14 protein-coding genes and 3 pseudogenes are annotated in these 19109 nt (G+C 41.4%); 9 read left to right on the top strand and 8 right to left on the bottom strand.

Going from position 1 to position 19109, the window contains the following annotated elements; genetic code table 11:
• Window positions 1-90: 90 nt before the first annotated feature.
• From NYZ99_RS03175 to NYZ99_RS21130, 7 genes and pseudogenes are all read left to right on the top strand, one after another.
• Complete coding sequence (locus tag NYZ99_RS03175) at window positions 91-936, top strand: hypothetical protein (RefSeq protein WP_260573476.1); 846 nt, start codon at window positions 91-93, stop codon at window positions 934-936.
• Complete coding sequence (locus tag NYZ99_RS03180) at window positions 920-1729, top strand: Calx-beta domain-containing protein (RefSeq protein ID WP_260573477.1); 810 nt, start codon at window positions 920-922, stop codon at window positions 1727-1729. The genes NYZ99_RS03175 and NYZ99_RS03180 overlap by 17 nt, the downstream gene beginning before the upstream one ends.
• Window positions 1729-3225 (top strand): immunoglobulin domain-containing protein, encoded by a 1497-nt coding sequence (locus NYZ99_RS03185; RefSeq protein ID WP_260573478.1) that lies wholly within the window; start codon window positions 1729-1731, stop codon window positions 3223-3225. The genes NYZ99_RS03180 and NYZ99_RS03185 overlap by 1 nt, the downstream gene beginning before the upstream one ends.
• A gap of 19 nt (window positions 3226-3244) precedes the next feature.
• Window positions 3245-4534 carry a T9SS type B sorting domain-containing protein gene (locus tag NYZ99_RS03190; RefSeq protein WP_260573479.1) on the top strand — a complete coding sequence of 430 codons (1290 nt, stop codon included), beginning with the start codon at window positions 3245-3247 and terminating at the stop codon, window positions 4532-4534.
• Window positions 4535-4540: 6 nt separating this feature from the next.
• Window positions 4541-5528: pseudogene (locus NYZ99_RS03195) on the top strand (PorP/SprF family type IX secretion system membrane protein).
• Between the two features lie 10 nt (window positions 5529-5538).
• Entirely contained in the window at window positions 5539-7374 is a 1836-nt protein-coding gene (locus NYZ99_RS03200) for an OmpA family protein (protein WP_260573480.1), read from the top strand.
• Window positions 7322-7459, top strand: a complete 138-nt coding sequence (locus NYZ99_RS21130; protein WP_338039267.1) for a hypothetical protein — start codon at window positions 7322-7324, stop codon at window positions 7457-7459. Before NYZ99_RS03200 ends, NYZ99_RS21130 begins: the two co-directional genes overlap by 53 nt.
• 291 nt (window positions 7460-7750) lie before the next feature.
• Here the strand turns inward: NYZ99_RS21130 and NYZ99_RS03210 are convergent, their stop codons facing one another.
• Window positions 7751-9001 (bottom strand): NRAMP family divalent metal transporter, encoded by a 1251-nt coding sequence (locus NYZ99_RS03210; protein ID WP_260573482.1) that lies wholly within the window; start codon window positions 8999-9001, stop codon window positions 7751-7753.
• A gap of 39 nt (window positions 9002-9040) precedes the next feature.
• Window positions 9041-9682, bottom strand: a complete 642-nt coding sequence (locus NYZ99_RS03215; RefSeq protein WP_260573483.1) for a SanA/YdcF family protein — start codon at window positions 9680-9682, stop codon at window positions 9041-9043.
• Window positions 9683-9875: 193 nt separating this feature from the next.
• On the opposite strand from NYZ99_RS03215, the gene NYZ99_RS21135 reads away from it, so the two are divergent.
• Window positions 9876-10136: a hypothetical protein gene (locus NYZ99_RS21135; RefSeq protein WP_338039268.1), complete on the top strand. Its 261-nt coding sequence runs from the start codon at window positions 9876-9878 to the stop codon at window positions 10134-10136.
• Entirely contained in the window at window positions 10063-12033 is a 1971-nt protein-coding gene (locus tag NYZ99_RS03220) for an alpha-glucuronidase family glycosyl hydrolase (protein ID WP_338039269.1), read from the top strand. The genes NYZ99_RS21135 and NYZ99_RS03220 overlap by 74 nt, the downstream gene beginning before the upstream one ends.
• Before the next feature lie 12 nt (window positions 12034-12045).
• On the opposite strand, the pseudogene NYZ99_RS03225 reads toward NYZ99_RS03220, so the two are convergent.
• The 6 genes and pseudogenes from NYZ99_RS03225 to NYZ99_RS03250 all read right to left on the bottom strand — a co-directional run bounded on the left by NYZ99_RS03225 (window position 12046) and on the right by NYZ99_RS03250 (window position 19102).
• Window positions 12046-13416: pseudogene (locus tag NYZ99_RS03225) on the bottom strand (carboxylesterase/lipase family protein).
• A gap of 4 nt (window positions 13417-13420) precedes the next feature.
• Window positions 13421-13678: a carboxylesterase family protein gene (locus NYZ99_RS03230; protein WP_338039270.1), complete on the bottom strand. Its 258-nt coding sequence runs from the start codon at window positions 13676-13678 to the stop codon at window positions 13421-13423.
• Between the two features lie 181 nt (window positions 13679-13859).
• A pseudogene (locus NYZ99_RS03235) lies at window positions 13860-15270 on the bottom strand (purine-cytosine permease family protein).
• A 19-nt stretch (window positions 15271-15289) separates the two neighbouring features.
• A complete protein-coding gene (locus NYZ99_RS03240; protein ID WP_260573484.1) occupies window positions 15290-16441 on the bottom strand; it encodes an alpha-hydroxy acid oxidase in 1152 nt (383 codons plus the stop codon).
• Window positions 16442-16447: 6 nt separating this feature from the next.
• Window positions 16448-17818 carry an FGGY-family carbohydrate kinase gene (locus tag NYZ99_RS03245; protein ID WP_260573485.1) on the bottom strand — a complete coding sequence of 457 codons (1371 nt, stop codon included), beginning with the start codon at window positions 17816-17818 and terminating at the stop codon, window positions 16448-16450.
• A gap of 3 nt (window positions 17819-17821) precedes the next feature.
• Window positions 17822-19102: a sugar isomerase gene (locus tag NYZ99_RS03250; RefSeq protein WP_260573486.1), complete on the bottom strand. Its 1281-nt coding sequence runs from the start codon at window positions 19100-19102 to the stop codon at window positions 17822-17824.
• Window positions 19103-19109 lie beyond the last annotated feature (7 nt).

Consider the following 19109-nt stretch of genomic DNA (forward strand, 5'->3'; position numbering starts at 1 on the left):
TTAAGAGCATTTTTTTGGTATTATTGATGTCTGTTTTGTTGATGTGTATTGGACATTTGGAACAATCTCCAATACTTTAAAAGAAATGCTATGAAATTGAAAAAAGCCATTAAACTTTTAAGGTTTGGCAATATATCTTTCCTACAAAGGACTCTTGGTCTTTTTTTGTTTTTTTGTGTATTTAGTTTAATTGGAAGTAGTTTATATGGACAAACAGTTTCCATAAGTGCTACGCAGCCCAATGCAAACGAGGATGGTCCAGTGGATGGTCAGTTTACAATAAATGTAACGGGCGGCGGCATTGGTAATAGCTATATTATCGGATTGGGTCTAGGTGGAGGAAGCACGGCAACATCTCGGGGTGATTTTAATCCTATCCCTACTCAAGTCGGTATAACCACTAATATAATTGGTTCTGGATTTGCGATTGTAGATTTGGAAGTGATTGATGACAATTTTGTGGAAGGTTCGGAGAGTGTAATTGTGAATATAGTGAGCAGTCCTGGTCTAGCGGTTGGAACTGGTAGCGCTACTGTAAACATTGCTGATAATGATGTTGCTGGGATTTTGGTGAATCCCACTACTGGAACTACCACAGAGGCCGGTGGCACCGCAACATTTACTTTTACGCTAACGAGCCAACCCACGGCAAGTGTTACCATCCCAATCAGTAATTATGATCCAACTGAGAATTCGGGACCCGCGAGTGTTGTCATACCTCCCGCACAGTGGAATACTGGGGTTGATTTAACAGTAACTGGTGTGGATGATGCAATTGCAGATGGAAATATTATTACGACCATCAATACGGGTAACGTAACTTCTCCCGATCCCAATTATGAAGCCTTGGGTGGAGCGGACGTGCCTCAGTTAACGGTAACCAATCAGGATAATGATACGGCCCTATTGACTATTGAGGATGTTTCTAGAGACTGAGGGGCTGTCCATGCAATTCACTGTAACTTTGAACCTGGCCGTCCCCAACCCCTTTACGGTAGATGTGGACTTTGTGGACGGTACTGCACAAGGAGGTGGTGCCCCTTTAGCAATACCCGAAGATTATAACAATACTCAGCAAACCTTAAATTTTAACGGTACTGCCGGTGAAACTAGGCAATTCAACGTTTCATCATTAAATGACAATGTATTAGAGGCAGATGAAACATTTACTGTGGAATTGAACGCTTCAACAGGCCTTGTAGATGATTCTGATACTGCATTAGGCACCATTCTAAATGACGATGTAGGACAAGTTACGGTCATTGCCGATAGGCCAACAACCGATGAAGATGGCGGAGGTGGAGGTAATAGAGGACGATACATAGTATCTTTAAGTGCACCAAATACTACTGGTGGAGACATTACGGTTACCTATTCTTTAGGAGGTAGTGCAAGTGCTTCCGGTGGCGGCCAGGATTATAATGTCAGTGGAACCGCAGGTGAGGTTACTTTCGGTAACAACCAGGACACACAGAATATTTTAGTTACCCCAATTGACGATAATACTGTCGAAGGTGATGAAACAGTGGTTTTGGCATTGACCGGTGTCAGCAACGGTGCTTACGAGGTTGGTGTACCAAATTCAGATACGGTTACGATCATAGATGACGACACTTTCACCGCCTCCATTGCTGCGACAGATAACAACGCGGCCGAAACAAATACAGGTACCGATGGAGGATTATTTACCATTAGTTTAAATCAGGTGAATAACTCGGAGCAGGTGTAGTGGTTAACTATACAGTTGGAGGAAGTGCCACTGCGGGGACAGATTATTCTGCCATAACGAACAGTGTAACCATTCCTAACAATCAACAATCGGCGACTGTGGCCATAACGCCAATTAACGACGCGGTTCAAGAAGGGACTGAGACAGTCGTTTTAACACTTCAACCAAGTGCCGCTTATGATTTGGGAACCACAACGGCTACGGTGAACATAGCGGATAATGATCAAGCAACTTTGACTATTTCGGATGTTACAGCCAACGAGAATGATCCCTCGGGTGAAATGGTTTTTGAGGTGGAACTGGATATTGCGGTAACTGGAGGAACTACTGTTTTTTATACCGTCACAAGTGGCACCGCCACGGGCGGAGGTGTTGATTACACGGGGTCGGTAGGTAATCTAACCTTTACAGGTACTGCTGGAGAAATAGAAACCATTACCGTTGCTTTGGTGGATGACGAAATTTTGGAGGAAAGTGAAACCTTTACGGTGCAATTAGCTTTGCCATCTAATGGTGTACAACGTGCGAACGGGGGTACCGCTACTGGAACTATTAACGATGACGATAATTGTGTTGCGGCACCTGAATTGGATACCACAAAAGAGACCACTTTCTGTGGTGTTGAATCCACTACGGGACCTACCCCCATTTTTCAGAATACCACGATTACAAGTTTAAATGATTACACCAGTACTACACCTCCAGCAGGACGAGCAGGTCAGACGATTCTCACATGGAGTACTTCGTCGAACCCTCTGAACGAGGGTGGTTATCTTTTACCTTCGCAAGTAGCCAACCCAACCTTGCAGGGTTCTTATTACGGTTTCTTCCTAGATGATAATGGTACGGCTACTAATTTTGATGATGACTGCGCCAGTGGAACGATTGAAGTGGAACTTACCCTGAATATTATCCCGGAGATTTTGGAAGTTACCAATGGGGAAGCATGTGGAACTGGAACCGTGCAGCTATCTGCGGTTGCAACGGGTGGCGCCCTTTTAAATTGGTATGACGCCATAGATGCCGATACGCCTTTAGGTGCCGGTGATACATTTATAACGCCAAGTATTAGCGAAACCTCGAGTTTTTATGTGGAAGCGGTTTCTAATGGATGTGCTTCTGAAAGGGTAGAAGTGATTGCAACCATAGGCATTGAACCTACCACGGGTACAGTTACCAATGGAGGTGCGTGCAGTGTCGCTGCCTTTGGTAATACAGTTGTTGATCTGGATAGCAGATTGGTAGGCGCAAGTACGGGTACATGGGCTACTAATGGAAATATGCTGACCATAAACGCTGACAACGAAGTTGATTTTGTAGGGTTTCCTAGTGGACAATACACCTTTACCTATACTACCAATGTGGCTACCGCTCCATGTACCGATATTTCGGTAGATGTGGTGATTACGGTAAGCGACTGTAATGTGGATGATGATAATGATGGATTGCTGACTGGTGAGGAATTTGCACTTGATTTAGATCCGAATAACCCGTGACACGGATGGAGATGGTATCTTGGATGGGGAAGAAGTAGGCCCGGATGTTCAAAACCCTTTGGATGAGGATGGCGATGGTATAATAGATGCATTGGATTCCAATACAGAGGATACCGATGGCGACGATGTGAATGACCAACAGGACCCGGCCAATGAGAATGCCTGTATTCCCGACAACTCAAGTATAGACTGCCCAGTAGATCCGGAAATTACAAAAGAGGCTGATCGGACAAATGCGGCTCCAGGGGATGAGGTCGTTTTTACGGTTACAGTAAGAAACCTAACGAACAAGCCTGTGAACGAGGCCGAGATTGGGGATTTTATCGAATCCGGGTTCGACTATGTTTCTCACACGGCATCTCTTGGTATTTATGATAATCAATTGGGCAGATGGGAATTGGAAAACATACCTGCCTTGGAATCTGAAACATTAGAGATTAGGGTGATAGTTCTCGAAGATGGAACTTATACGAACACGGCAGAATTACTTAGTTCCTTGCCTTTGGATGATAATTCTGAAAATGATACGGCCACGGTCACTATTGAAACGCAAGTGTATGAAGGCATAGAGTTGGCTGTAGAAAAGTCGGTTAATAATGAAACTCCTTTGGTAGGAGAGGAGATTACATTTACTATAACTGTTACCAATCTGAGCGATTCCCCGGATTTTTCAGGCCCCATAACCAATATTATCGTGAGGGATAGTATTGAGTCCGGCAAAGAGGCCTTTTTTGAATATTTATCTGATAATTCAGGAGGAAATTATGATAATACAACTGGTCTTTGGGTAATTCCTTCATTATCAGTAGGTGATGAAAACGCGGCGGAGCTACAGATTACAGGTAGGGTTACCGCAGTGGGTAGTTTCAGGAATACGGCCATCATTGACCGTTCTTCGCCAAGGGACAGTAAGGATGCCACCAACAATCAAAGTACGATAGAGGTTACTATAAATGAACGGACATCTGCAGATCCCGGTTTCCTATTCAATCAGTTTTCACCCAATGGCGATGGCACGAACGATGTTCTTCGGTTAAATCTTGAGGACCCAATAACAAATATTGGTATGGGTATTGAATATAGCATCTCCATTGTTGACAGATATGGAAATACCGTTTTTGATGGAGCGGATACGGTGCAATATGGTACCCAATCGGTTGCCGATGTATGGGATGGCACCTTCAAAGGAAAGGAAGTTCCCAAAGGGACTTATTTTTATGTCCTTGATTATATTTTGATTGATCCACAAAGCCCTGTTTCAAACCGGAGCAGAAGTACGGACAAAGGATGGATCCAATTAATTAGATAAACGATAATGGAATACTTAACAAACAGATTGAAATATAGCGTTTTCCTTGGAGTAATCGTTTGCACGTTTTTTGTTTCTAACGCGGTTTTTGGTCAAAAAGAGCCCCAGTACACTCAATATATGTACAATATTGGAAGCTTTAACCCTGCCTATGTAGGCACTGTGGAAACTCCTGAAATTGCCGCTTTGTATAGGGCACAATGGATTGATATCCCTGGAGCGCCAAGAACTATACGTCCGGGTACCAACCTTCCTTTGGGTAATGAAACCATGGGGTTGGGTTTCAATGTTGTTAACGACCAAATAGGCCCAGTTACCCAAACCTATGCGGATCTTTCCTATTCCTATCAAGTAAATCTGTCGGAAGAAACCAAATTGTCCTTCGGTATGGATGCGGGTGGCTCTTTTTTAAATGTGGATTTTTCCAAAGGTACTTTTGAGAATCCAGGGGAACCTTTAAATCAAGAACAAGTAAATAGATTCTATCCCACGATAGGTGCGGGATTATTTATGTATGCCGATCAGTGGTATTTGGGAGCATCGGTACCAAATTTCTTAACTGAGGGTATTTATAATGACGATGTGGCCTCCATTGTGGAAGATAAGCTACAGTTCAACTTTATCGGGGGTTATGTTTTTGACCTTTCGGACGGACTCAAGTTTAAACCGGCCTTTCACGGTCAATACGTTGTCCGGGGCTCCAGTAAACATCAATATTTCCACCAACTTTTTGATAAACGATGTTTTGACCGTGGGGGCTTCGTATCGAGTGGACAATGCTTTTAGTGGTTTGGCAGGATTTCAGATTTCAAACGGGACCTTTTTGGGCTATGCATACGATTACAATACCAATCCTTTAGGTGAATTTAACAGCGGATTCCACGAGGTAATACTTAAGTTTTATCTTGGTAGGGGTTCAGGTGGTTCCAGGGAAAAGGATTCCAAAACCACCAAGGGCAAACCTAAACAGATAGATTCCCCAAGATTTTTCTAAAACAGAGGACATGAAGGCTAGATTTTATATTTTATTATTCATGATTGTTTTGCCGGGCTTATTGTTAGCACAGGGCAAAAGTTCTAAAGGGGATAACTATTTCTATGGGTATCAATATCAGAAAGCCATAGCGGAGTACCAAAAAGAACAGCAAAAAGCTCCTCTCAGCAATTCACAATTATTGAATTTGGCCGATTCCTACTTTAAAGTCGGTAATTACAAAAATGCTTCTGAGTTATATCAAGAAGTCAATAAGAGAGATACTATTATGACGGTCAATCAGTTTAATCAATTATTGCAGAGCTTGTCCAAGACCTCTAGCAATGAAAGGGTGCAAACTTTTCTACGTTCTAAATCTCTACTATTGGCCAATGAATTGATGGACAATGCCGAGTTTAACTTTGAAATACTTGGGAAGGGTACTATTGAAGCCAATAGTGTAAATCTCATCAACCTACCTATAAATTCTCCACAAACCGATTTTTCACCTGCTTTTTACAAGAGTAAATTGTTGTTCAGTAGCAGTAGACCTTTAAAGTCAAAAAGTTTGTACGAACCTTCCGGAGAGTCTTATTTGGATATATATGAGGTCGCCATAAGTGACAATGGTAAAACTGGTATGGTTAACCTGTTCGATAAGGTGCCTGATTCTAAATTTCATAAATCCACACCCTTCTATTCTGAAGTAAACAATAGAGTATTTTATATTTTATCCAATTCTGAGGATGGGGAGCTTACCTATGACCACAATGGGAGAAATTCCCTTGCCATGGGTATGTTGTATAATTCAGGACAATTTAGATTTCTATTAAAGAATTTAAGTACCTCTTTTTACTATCCGTTTTTTGATGACAATACGGATCGTCTCTATTTTGCGGCGAACTTTGATGATAGTTATGGAGGCACAGACCTTTATTATGTTTCTACCAATAACGGTCAGGTCATGTCCGCACCGGTTAATTTGGGCCCTAGAATTAATTCTCCGGGGAATGAAATTGCACCTTTTATTTTTGATGGCAGTTTGTATTTTTCGTCCGATGTGTTTTATGGACTTGGAGGAATGGATGTGTATAAATCACGAATCCAAAGTCGTGATTTGTATGGAATTCCTGTAAATCTTGGAGAAGGCATTAATTCTAAGGAAGATGACTTTGGCTTTATTATCAAACAGGAGAATGACGATTACGTAGGTTATTTGGCCTCCAATAGACCTGGCGGAAAGGGTGGCGACGATATCTATGCGTTTAGGATGGAAAGTCTACCTGGTCTAAAGACCTTTTCATTAAGGGGAAGCGTGGTTGATGCCTCCACAAGTTTAGGTATTGGTAAGGCGCAAATCAGACTTTTGGATGGACAGGGAAATCTTCTTAAGGAACTCTATAGTGCCGAAAATGGTAATTTTTCGGTAGAAATACCTTGGCATGAAGAAATAGTGGTCCAGTCAGGTAAGGGAGAGTTCTCAGCGTTTTCAAAATCCTATTCCGGCAAGGAATTGGAAGAGGTTCAAAAGAATCCATATACCATAGAATTACTACAATTGGAAGATTTGGTGGAAGAATCAGAAGGTAAACGGGTTATTAAACTAAAAAAGTTTTATTTCCCAAAAGGTAATAGCAACCTGACTTCCGAGATTTCCATGGAATTGGATAAAGTGGTAGAAGCTGTACAAAACTTTCCTGAAGTGAAGTTACGAATAGAGACCCATACGGATAGTAGAGGTAGCAATGCCAGTAACCGAGAGATTATCGCAGCAAAGGTCGGATGTCATTCGGGATTATTTGGTGAAAAAGGGAGTGTCTGCCGAAACTATTTTGGAATCTGTGGGATATGGCGAAGAGAACATTAAGAACAACTGCACCAATGGGGTGTATTGTTTGGACTTCCTTCATAAACAGAACGAAAGGACTTTGATCGAAGTGGTAAGTAACTAAAGGTTAACTTGTCAAGACACAATCCTCACATCCTTTTATTTTACCGTAGTAGGTACCTCGGTATTTATGCAAAGTCCTAAAGGGAACTCCAAACGCATATTTTTTGATGTAGGTTACATTTGTATATAGTACTCCCATCTTTTGGGTGTATCTCCTTTCCGATTTTGTTCTCCTTTTTATGGAAATTAGCTTCATGGTTTCTTTTGCATTTGTCCGATACAAAGGTCTTAAAATCAATGGCCAATTGCAAATATGCTTGGGAACTCCTATTATTAAAGGCCTCTTGGTGCTTTAAAAAATCACGATCCGTAAATAGTAAAGGGAGAAGAGAGAAAGAAAAAGGATTCCCAAATAAGTAAGCAATCTTAAAGATTTACCTGGTCTAAGATTTGGGATGATATCTTCGCTCATTACGTTTTTTAAATTCATATACCCAATGATGGGTGCTACAACAAAGGATACAAAAGTGGCTAGCGCCACCAAATTCCCCATATTCGCTGAAAATACCGAAATCACAATATAATTTATCAAAGCTAAGGCAAGGACCGTTATCGCAAAATTTAGTTTGGTTTGACGAGTGGTTCGTTTAGGAAACAATAGGTCCAAAATATCCAAACTGACTCGGCTTACCGCATCATGGGCTGTCATACAGGTACTGAACATGGTAGCAAAAGCCGAGACTGCTATAAATATATAAGCCCAAGGGCCGATATGGGTAGTGAACAATTGCACGACCTGATCCGCAAATTTTACTGAATTGTCACTTAATACCGTATTGGTGCCATACAGAGTAAACCAACCAATGAGCATGAAGAAAATGGCGAGAAGCCCTGTGAAAAAGTATCCAATATTAAATTCCTGCAACGATTCTTTCAGACTAGGTTTATCTTGGGTTTTCCATTTTTCAATACTCCAAAGACTCACCCAGCTGGAAGCCTCTACAGTTGTAGGCATCCATCCCATAAGCCCTATTAAAAATAAAATCCCTACTTCGTTAAAAATGGGAGTGGGTTCAAAACCATCATTTGGGGTAGTCCTTCCATTGAATAAAACCAATGCCGTGGTAACTATAAGTGCGATAAACAAAATGCTTACCACAAACTTTAGACTTATTTCCAGGAACTTATACTTACCAACAATCAATAGGGTACTTATAAAGATGAAGAGGCCAAGGGCAACTGTACCTATGGAAATACCTTGAATTTTAAAGAGATTTATGAAAAGGCCTGCCGTTACAGTATACAGAGCCGCCAATATCGTAAAGGTGGAAAAGAGCGTAATAAAGGCATAGAACCATAAATAGCCTTTTCCTCTGTTCAAATACCCTTCTATAAGGGTCTTGTTGGTTACACTTGTATAACGTACGCCAAATTCAAAAAATGGATATTTAAGTATATTGGCCAAGACTATGGGAATCACCATGATCCACCCATACTGGGCTCCAGCTTTTGTAGAAAGTACCAAATGGGAGGTGCCTATGGCCATACTGGCAAATAGCAAACCCGGCCCTAGGTTTTTGATTAAAATTCTAAATGCACCCATTGGTAAATTGAACCCTAAATTATTCGAAGACTAATGTAATCATTCAATTTTAATTTTGTCACCGGAAAATTTTGGTCCGGTGTTTATGACCAAATCAATAAAAACCTTTACACGGGCAAAGTACTCTCTTAGTTGAACTTTCAAACCAGATTCTAGGGAAATGTCCTCAGCATTATACCCAATGGCATTTAAATCGTTCTTATGGGCAAGATATATGGCTCTTTCATTGTGGAATTTCTGTGAAACCACAGTAACTTCATTAAGACCAAAAACCTCTTTTGCCCTGACCATGGAATCCAAGGTTCGGAAACCTGCATAGTCTAGGAATATTTTTTCCGAAGGTATTCCTGCATCCACTAGGTCGTTCTTAATGGTAGTAGGTTCATTATAATATACACTGCCGTTATCACCACTAACCAAAATAAATTCGATTTTTTTGGCCTTAAACAGCGCAACAATGGCATTAATTCTATTTTCGTAATACGGATTGGAACCACCACCTTTGATATTCTTGGCAGTACCCAATATCATGCCCACTTTGTTATTTGGAATATCAGTTAGTGAATTGTAAGTTTTGTCGGTTGCAAACGAATTTATAACTGCATTGCAAATTACCAATGATATCAAAACCAGGCTAAAAAGTACAATCAGTAATTGAATAAATTTCTTGCGCACCACCATTTAATTATTTGAAAATCCAATAGAATTCTCAATACATCAAAAATAATCAAACTTTTAATGCTTCTAATATGGCCTGCTTTTCAAATTTGAATCTTTTGAAGTGAAATTGAAGGAAAAGTATATATTGCCAAGTAATTGTTGTTGAATGACCTTTCAGTTATGAAAATCAATGCGTGAAAATCTTTTTTCAAATATGAGTAAAAGTATACTTTTTCTGTTTTTAGTTGTTTCGAGTTATTGCATGACCATAAATGCCCAACAGGGTTATAAATTATGGATGGATTATTCCAATTCTGCCGGAGGAACCAAGGATGATTTAAAATATTTGGCAAACTCGGTTTTTATAGAAGAAGGAAGTGATATTCTTCAATCGGCAAAAAATGAGATCAATATGGGTCTATCTCGGATTATTGAACCAAAAATTGAATTTTTCGGATGCCATGATGAAGGATAATTCCTTGGTTGTTGCAAAGGTTTCCAGTTTAAATGAGGGATGGTCGTTGAAATTGGGTCTTGATTCGGAAAAGCTTGGTAAGGAAGGTTTCTATATTAAGACCATTGATGGTTCAGTTTTGGTTACCGCAAATACGGACATTGGGTTATTATATGGTGTTTTTAGGCTATTGCAGTCCATTCAGGCTGGGCACGATTTAAAGGATTTTCAAATGCTTGATACGCCTACTGTAGACTTGCGGATGTTGAACCATTGGGACAATTTGGATAGGACTGTAGAACGCGGTTATGCCGGTTTCTCATTATGGAACTGGCAAAAGTTACCGGAGTATATCGACCAGCGATATATTGACTATGCGAGGGCCAATGCCTCTATCGGAATAAACGGTACATCGCTAACTAATGTCAACGCCAATGCCTTAGTGCTAACTCCAATGTATTTAGAAAAAGCAGCTGCTTTGGCCAATGTTTTCAGAAAATATGGTATCAAGGTATATCTTACTGCTAGGTTTTCTGCTCCCATGGAAATCGGTGGACTCGAAACTGCAGACCCTTTGAATGCCGATGTGCAAAATTGGTGGATTCAAAAGACAAGGGAAATTTACAAATGGATTCCGGATTTTGGTGGTTTTTTGGTAAAGGCCAATTCAGAAGGTCAACCGGGCCCCCGTAATTACGGTAGAACCCATGTAGATGGTGCCAATATGTTGGCAAAAGCCGTGGAGCCTTACGGAGGTGTGGTGATTTGGAGGGCCTTTGTGTATTCCGAAGAGGATGAAACGGATAGAGCGAAACAGGCATATTCCGAATTTGTTCCCTATGATGGGAAGTTCATGGACAATGTGTTGGTTCAAGTTAAAAACGATCCGATAGATTTTCAGCCTCGGGAACCCTTTCATCCCATGTTTGGTGCCATGCCTGAAACACCTTTGATGATGGAGTTTCAGATTACCCAGGAATATTTAGGCTTTAGTTCTCATTTGGTTTTTTTGCCAAAATTATTTGAAGAGGTTTTGCAATCGGACACCTATGTGCAAGGGAAGGGCTCCACCGTCGCTAAAGTTGTGGATGGTTCCCTGCATGATAAAAGCATTTCCGGTATGGCTGGAGTTTCCAATATAGGAAATGATTTAAATTGGACCGGCCATCCCTTTGCCCAGGCAAATTGGTTCGGTTTTGGCCGCTTGGCTTGGAACCCGGAGGCCAAAGCCTCGGATATTGCGGAGGAATGGATTAAACTCACATACTCCCAAAATCAGGAATTAATCGACTTGTTAAAACCGATGCTATTAGACTCCAGGGAAGCCGTGGTTAATTATATGAACCCCTTGGGACTGCACCATCTGTTTGACACCGGCCATCATTACGGATCGGGGCCATGGGTTAATAATCCGGGTAGGCCGGATTGGAACCCAACCTATTATCATAATGCAGATGCCAACGGTATTGGATTCGATAGAACTACAACGGGCAGTAATGCCCTAGAACAGTACTCCAAGGAGTTGGCCGAGACATTCGGGAACTTACGAACATGTCCAGAAGAATATTTGTTGTGGTTTCATCATTTACCTTGGGACTATACTCTTAACAATGGAAATACACTTTGGGATGGACTCGCATTGAAATATCAGGAAGGAGTGGAACAGGTTTCTGAAATGATTGCTACTTGGGAAAACGCTCGTAATATTATAGCGGATAATCAATACAAAGAGGTTAAAATGTTATTGGATATTCAATTAAAGGAGGCAAAGTGGTGGCGCGATGCCTCCTTATTATATTTTCAAACATTTTCCGGTAAGGAATTGCCGGATGGAGTACCGAAACCCAAGAAAGACCTGGAGTACTATAAATCCCTAAAATTTCCGTTTGCGCCGGGTATTCGGCCTCAGTGGGATTAAAGAAAGTAAATATTAATTATTGCCGTAAGCATTGTCCAAAAACTCATACCGGGCATCAGTCTTCGCGTCAATCAATTTACTCTCCGTATCTATGACCATTACGGGTGGAGTATCATCCTTTCCAGTGGCAGCATCCCACTGGGGCAGACCTTCGCCATTGGGGTTGCCGGTTTTTATAAAGTTCGCAAAGTAATTCTGCATATCGGCGGAAACCTTAAAATCATCGGCGGTGCATGCATAGTCATCCACCAAATGCAAGTTGCCCATACAATACTCAATTTCACAGGCATGGGGTGCACCCACTGGTTTTGGTGCCGGTGGGGCATCCTCACCTCTTTCTACGGTACCGCCTGCCAAACCACTGGCTCTAGTATTGTCAACCAACGGTGGTCTAAGTTTGCTATATAGATAACGATACACCGGTTGGTCGCTATTTTTTCTGTGTAAATCGAACCATTTCCATGTACTATAGGATATAAAACGATCGGAAGCCAAAGCTGTGGCCGAAAGCTCTATCTCTTTTTCTGAATCGGAGGGATAAAGCTCCAATACCTTTTCAAAATCCTTTGGATAGGCCTCCTTTACTTTGTTCGTATAATTTTCAGTAGTGTACGATCCTTGGGTAAAGGCCATACCTGGTATCTCTGCAGAATTCCAACCCAGCAATAGTGGAACCATGGCTTGTTCTTTATTTTCAAAGATTTGCGGGAGGGTTTTAGGAAGAAAATAACCATCAAGCACCGCTGGAAAGCCAAATCTTTGGGATTCATTATAAAGCTCGTATACTTCTCGGGTACTCAAGCTGCGTAATTCCGCCAAGGTAGGATATCCAATTTTTTTAGCAAACTCAAGTCCAGTTTTTTCAGCTTCTTCCAGTGATACAGGACCCATGGTGGGATGTATACTTGCGCCACTCTCACCTATAGCCCCATGAATTAAATTTTTAGAAAGGGGAGAGGCCATTTGTTGGCTTACTCCTATAGATCCTGCGGATTCCCCCGCAATGGTCACATGATTAGGGTCTCCACCAAATGCTGCTATGTTTTTTTGCACCCATTTGAGGGCTGCATTCCGGTCTAAAAGACCATAGTTTCCCGAGGCTTTGTAATCGGCTTCCGCACTAAGTTACGGATGGGCAAGAAAACCAAAAATATTGAGACGGTAATTAGTAGTAACCACGACAATACCTTTCTTAGCCATGCTTTCACCATCATAGCGAGGTTCTGATGCATCTCCAGCTACGTTGCCACCACCATAAAAATAGACCAATACCGGTAAGTTTTTAGTATCTCTTTTGGCAGGAGTCCACACATTTAAATAGAGACAATCTTCGCTTACCCCGTTGGAACGGGATTTCATATCCCCAAAGACCATGGTCTGCATCGGCCTAGAGACCAAAAGCTTTTGTTTCCTTAACACCTTCCCAGTTTTGAACAGGTTGAGGCGCTTTCCATCGTAGGTCTCCAACAGGAGGTTGGGCGAAGGGGATACCGAAATAGCGTTGTATTCCGGAATGGGTATCATAATTTCCCTCAATGATTCCGTTTTCTATCGATACTTGAACTGGGAATGAGTTTGTTTCTTGGGCCATAAGTGAATTTATAGACGCAAACACTACGAAAAGTGATAAGATATGTTTTTGCATGATTCTAATTTTTCTATTGTCTCAGTATGATACAATAATACATCGTTTTTTTGAGAACTCTATGACATTCATAATAAATAATAATCAAAAATGCTTATGTGGCAATGTTTTTATATATAAAATGATAAAACAGAAAGAAGTGCTTATTCTTTCCCTTTTAAATGTCCAATTTTTTAACTTCTTAGATAGTTCTTTGTGTCCTCTTACTGAGTATTAAAAATAAAATGCCACAACAAATCCAAGCAGGTAGGGTTACAAAAGATAGGAAGATATCAAACTGAACGGAGACAAAATAAAATACCGCAAAACTTATGGCCCATGCCAGTAACACCGATTTATTAAACTGCAAATTGGCTTTTTCCGCATAATCCTGGACAATTCCCATTTTCTTATGAAAGAAGTGCTCAAAGACGATGATGGCTCCAACCGGCGCTAAGACAAACCCGTAAAACGCTACAAAATCCAATAGTTTCATGGCGAATGCAGGAAATAAGCCAGCTAGCGTCGCAACCGTACCGGCCAATATAGTCACCCAAAATGTAGATGTCTTGGGCATTATTGCCTGAAATGCCAATCCGGCCCGGTAAATGGTAGGGTTGGCCGTCGTCCATCCGGCAAGTACTACGGCTATGATTCCAAATACCCCAATGGCATTGTATGCCAAGGGACCTGGTGCGACGGAAGGTGCTTCGCCCATATTCAGTAAGTTTTGTGCTTACGGAGTCCTAATGTAGACCGCATAAAGAAGTGCTGCGGCAATCCAAGCCATATAATGACCAACGTACATACCAGCAGCCGAGGTCCATCCTGAACTTGCCTTTTTTGCATAGCGGAAAACGGAAAGGTCGGACATACCTATGTGCATGGCTGCATTCGCAAACCAGGACCAAAAGAATACATGCCGAGAAAGTATATTTGATTTGGCCGGGAAATGGGTCACCGCCATCGCCCCATATATTCCAAAAATCAGAAAAACTTTGTACACCCAATTGCTGAAGTGCAACAAAACCACACACTAAAAATGCGAGGACAATTACGGGTGACATCCAGTTTGCGGCTCTTGAAACCATTTCGTATCCTTTGGAAGCGATTAAGGAGATAACGGCCCCAATAATCAATACGATAACAATCCAGGTGATACCATTTGGCATTGTGTCTGTAAGTTTTGGCATTTCCATATCAAAGGGGATGCCGACGGCAGTAGCGGAAACTGTAATCATAGACCCGGCCAAAAAGCAGAAAAGAATTCCGTTGGCCAAATTGTAGGCAATGACCAGTTTTTTTCCACAGATTTTTTCTAGCTGATAGTAGAGGGTCAATCTTCTTTTAACTGCTATTTCCGAAGTAAGGAATCGCCAACTCAACACGGCCATTAGGTTGCCCAATAACAAACCAATGATCAGGTCAAAGGCACTAACTCCAGTAGTGAGAAATAGTGGGCCAATTACAAATTCGGTTCCTGCGGCGTGCTCCCCAGCATACATGCCCAAGAAACTTTTCCAGCTTTTTAATTTGGATTGAGGTACGGGTTCCCTTTCAAATTCACCGCCAGCGATTTCCTCAATTTCTTCCTCAATGTTGAACTGACTCATAAAGTATTGTTTAAGTTGGTTATTGTTTAATGAGATGGTTGGGTAAATCCTCAACCTTTTCACAGCATAACTGATCCATTACCTGTTGAAATTGGGTTTTGAGCATGCCTATGGTATGATCTCCACCTTTTGGACCCAGTGCACCTACGCCGTACATAAAGGAACGTCCCATGAAGGTGAATTTAGCACCACTGGCCATGACACGTGCGATATCCGATCCTGAACGTAGGCCGCTATCCAGCATGATTTCTATTTGGTTACCATATTTGTCGGCAACGCCCTGTAGGGTACCAATGGTGGATTGTGCGGCATCCAATTGCCTTCCACCATGATTGGAAAGGATGATTCCATCAAAGCCCATTTTAATGGCATCTTGGGTATCCTGCTCCGAGGCCACACCTTTCAATACCAATTTGCCCTTCCATTTGTCCCGTATGGGTTTTATTTTTTCGGCATTGAGTCGACCGGAAAAGGTCTTGTCCATAAAAGCCCCTAATTGTTTTAAATTCAGCCCTTCCGGCGTATATGGTTTTAAGTTTTCGAATGTGGGTTGTCCGTATTTTAAGGTATTGAATGCCCAAGTAGGTTTTCCCAAAATTTGTAGGATATTGGCGATGGACATTTTTGGAGGTAGGGCAAGTCCGTTCTTAAAATCACGGGGCCTGAACCCAAATGTGGGAACATCACAGAGTAATACCAAAACTGGGCAACCTGCCGCTTGTGCCCTATTAATGATATCGTCCCTTATGGCATCATCTACGGGGTTGTATAACTGAAACCAGGCATTACCTTCGGTCAACTCACTCGCTCTTTCAATGTTCATCGTAGTTACCGTACTTAAAATGAAGGGAATGTTGTGTTTGAAAGCTGCTTTTGCCAAAATGGCTGGTGAGTTGGGCCACATCAAACCCTGTAATCCCACTGGAGCAATCCCAAAAGGTGCGTCGAATTCCATTCCCAACACCTTGGTCTTGGTGGAGCTGGTACCATAATTTTGTAAATATCCGGGTTCTAACTGCACCTCCCGGATATCGTTGGTATTTCTTGCCAAACTTACATCCTCGTTACAGCCTCCGTCCAAATATTCAAAGGCAAACCTAGGGATCCTAAATTTAGCTTTGTTTCTTAAATCGTCTACCGAGGGATAATTTGAGTCAAAATTTTTGGCCATTGCTTTTTATTTGGTAATAAAAGGTACGTGTTTTTTTAACGAGTAATTATTCTTTAAAAACTTGGAATTTAATTTCACATCAGAAATGGCGATGGCTGCTCCCAAAGCTGATCCTAAGGAGGAATCCGTTGTTCTGAGTTTCATATCTTTTAAGGCATCGGATAACAACTGAATATAAATTTCATTATCACTGAATCCACCATCGATATATAGTCTTTTGATACTCATAGCCCCTTGGGCCATTTTTATACTTTTCACTTGCAGTTCCACCAATTCCATCATCAATTGGTGGTAGGCCTCTTCAAAAGTATCATAGTTAAGTACGGTTCTAGTAGGCATTTCAGGACTGTTTAAAGCCTTCCATGAAAACCTGTGCTGAAAATCCTTTTTTAACTTCAGATATAATTCCATATCAAATGCAACCGAGGTGTGATAATCTTCGGAAACTTGGTAATGCTCCGATAGGATTTTAATCTGATGACTATACTCGTTTCCTAAAAACAATCGGGTGGATTTCACTGGCTTTCCATTGATCCGCATATAATTGATGCAATCCTGCTTTACTTCAGTTTTAGATAATACGCCATTTTCAAATGGGTTTAAGGTAATACTCCATGTGCCTGTAGAAACCAATACAAACTTCTTCTCTATACTACGAACATAAGGGAGCAAAGCTGCAGAACTATCATGGATGCCTACACCAATTTTAATTCGTTTTCCATTATAGTTCATATTGATACTGGTCTCCGTGGAAACGATAGGAGGGAATATTTTATGAAGACCTTCTGCATAAACCCAAGAGTGATAGTCTTTTTTAGAATAATCCCATAAAGCTGTATGGCAACCAATACTGGTATATTCGCTTAGTGGAATTCCGGTAAAAACGTAACTGATATACTGAGGAAGATGTAGAGAGTATCTAATTTTTTTAAAAAGGTCCGGTTTTTTGGTTTTCAGCCAATACAATTGCATCCCGGAATTCAGCATCCCTGAATTTGTGGATCCGGTAATGGCTGCAAATTCATCTTCTGGACTGTATTTTTCAAAAAACGATTCAATAATCTCGTTTTCCAAGGGTTTGGTGTAATTATACAAAGGGGTAAGCACTTCCCCATTTTCGTCCAAATGCACCAAACTGGCGCCATAGGTTGAGAAATTTATGGCGATTACATTGAACTTCCCTTCGTTAAGTATGCTGTCAAAAACATTTTTTAGCCATTTTTGAAGTGCAGGTAAGTTTTCCGTAGGATGACCGTCCTCATCTTCTATGGTATCGAACGAAGTATATTCCCGGTACACCTCCTGAAAATTGGCGTCGAAAAGGAAAAACTTTTTATTGGTCTTACCAATGTCAAATATGGCCGTTACGTTCTGCATAACTTAAAGTCCCGATGCTACCGAATGAAGACCTCTTTCTTTTATCAATGTTTCCCTTACTTTTAGGTTTCGATAGGTCTGAATAGGTGAGAGGGCTCCTCCTCGTGCCAATCGGGCTTTTTCCAATAAGGGTCTTACATCGATCCGATAGGCAGATTGTATAATTTCTTGGCAAAGTGCCACATCATGCGCTGCTTGGGCTTCCCTTAATTTATTCTGATCGATAAGCATTGCTTTGGCATATGCTTCCTGAATGGCTTCCAATGATTGTATCAAGTCCTCTAGCGGATCTTTGATATTATGGCTTGCATCGATCATCCAAGCCGGATAGGGATTTTGGGGATTGTGCTGCATTCCTTGAACCAGTTCATTGAAGATAAGGAAAAGGGCATAAGGCTTAATGGAGCCTACGGTAAGATCATCATCCCCATATTTACTATCGTTAAAGTGAAAACCTCCCAATTTTCCCTTGAGCATGAGCGTCGCAACGATCTGTTCAATATTGGTATTGGGCAGGTGATGCCCCAAATCCACCAAGGTATACGCCCTATCGCCACAAGCATTGGCCAACATAAACGAAGTACCCCAGTCCTGAATTACTGTGCTGTAGAAGTTGGGCTCATAAGGTTTGTATTCAATGAAAAGGCTCCAATCTTCGGGCATGGAATTGTAAATCTTTTTTAAGCTATCCTCCGTATGTTGAAGTGCGGATTGAAAGTTGCCCTGTCCCGGGAAATTGATACCATCAGCTAACCAAACCGTTAGGCTTTTGGAACCTAGTTTCTCCCCAATTTTGATGACATCTATATTATGTTGTACTGCTTGGTCCCTTGCCGCATCGCTCGTATTACTTAATGAACCATATCTGTAACTTTCCTTGGCATCTTTTTGATCTTGAAAAGTGTTTGAATTTACAGCATCGAAGATAAGGTCGTGTTGGGCTGCTTTTTGTTTGATGGCTTCATAGTCTGTTGGTATGTCCCAAGGAATATGAAGCGAGATGGCCCCAGCGGTTTGCGTCAACGAGTGGATGACTCCTACATCGTCCATCTTTTGTTCCAAAGTACCTGGCTCTCCACCATAGGAAAAACGGCCAAAGCGCGTTCCTCCTGCACCCAAGGCCCAGCTGGGAATGGCCACTTGGAAGTTGGCCAGTTTATTTACAAGATCATCTACATTAATTTCTGATTTTGCCAAAGAATTGGCCAAAAAATCAAATTTATCTTGATGGTCTTGAAGTGATTTTTGATTATCCGATGCTATATCTGATTTGTTTACTATCATACCTTTC

The sequence above is a fragment of the Maribacter litopenaei genome, assembly GCF_025244665.1.
GTDB lineage: Bacteria > Bacteroidota > Bacteroidia > Flavobacteriales > Flavobacteriaceae > Maribacter > Maribacter litopenaei.

Bases quoted from the DNA above. Each gene is read 5' to 3' on its own strand.
- NYZ99_RS03175 (WP_260573476.1), top strand. From the start codon at position 91: ATGAAATTGAAAAAAGCCATTAAACTTTTAAGGTTTGGCAATATATCT.
- NYZ99_RS03180 (WP_260573477.1), top strand. From the start codon at position 920: ATGTTTCTAGAGACTGAGGGGCTGTCCATGCAATTCACTGTAACTTTG.
- NYZ99_RS03200 (WP_260573480.1), top strand. From the start codon at position 5,539: ATGAAGGCTAGATTTTATATTTTATTATTCATGATTGTTTTGCCGGGC.
- NYZ99_RS03210 (WP_260573482.1), bottom strand. From the start codon at position 9,001: ATGGGTGCATTTAGAATTTTAATCAAAAACCTAGGGCCGGGTTTGCTA.
- NYZ99_RS03215 (WP_260573483.1), bottom strand. From the start codon at position 9,682: ATGGTGGTGCGCAAGAAATTTATTCAATTACTGATTGTACTTTTTAGC.
- NYZ99_RS21135 (WP_338039268.1), top strand. From the start codon at position 9,876: ATGAGTAAAAGTATACTTTTTCTGTTTTTAGTTGTTTCGAGTTATTGC.
- NYZ99_RS03220 (WP_338039269.1), top strand. From the start codon at position 10,063: ATGAGATCAATATGGGTCTATCTCGGATTATTGAACCAAAAATTGAAT.
- NYZ99_RS03230 (WP_338039270.1), bottom strand. From the start codon at position 13,678: ATGCAAAAACATATCTTATCACTTTTCGTAGTGTTTGCGTCTATAAAT.
- NYZ99_RS03240 (WP_260573484.1), bottom strand. From the start codon at position 16,441: ATGGCCAAAAATTTTGACTCAAATTATCCCTCGGTAGACGATTTAAGA.
- NYZ99_RS03245 (WP_260573485.1), bottom strand. From the start codon at position 17,818: ATGCAGAACGTAACGGCCATATTTGACATTGGTAAGACCAATAAAAAG.
- NYZ99_RS03250 (WP_260573486.1), bottom strand. From the start codon at position 19,102: ATGATAGTAAACAAATCAGATATAGCATCGGATAATCAAAAATCACTT.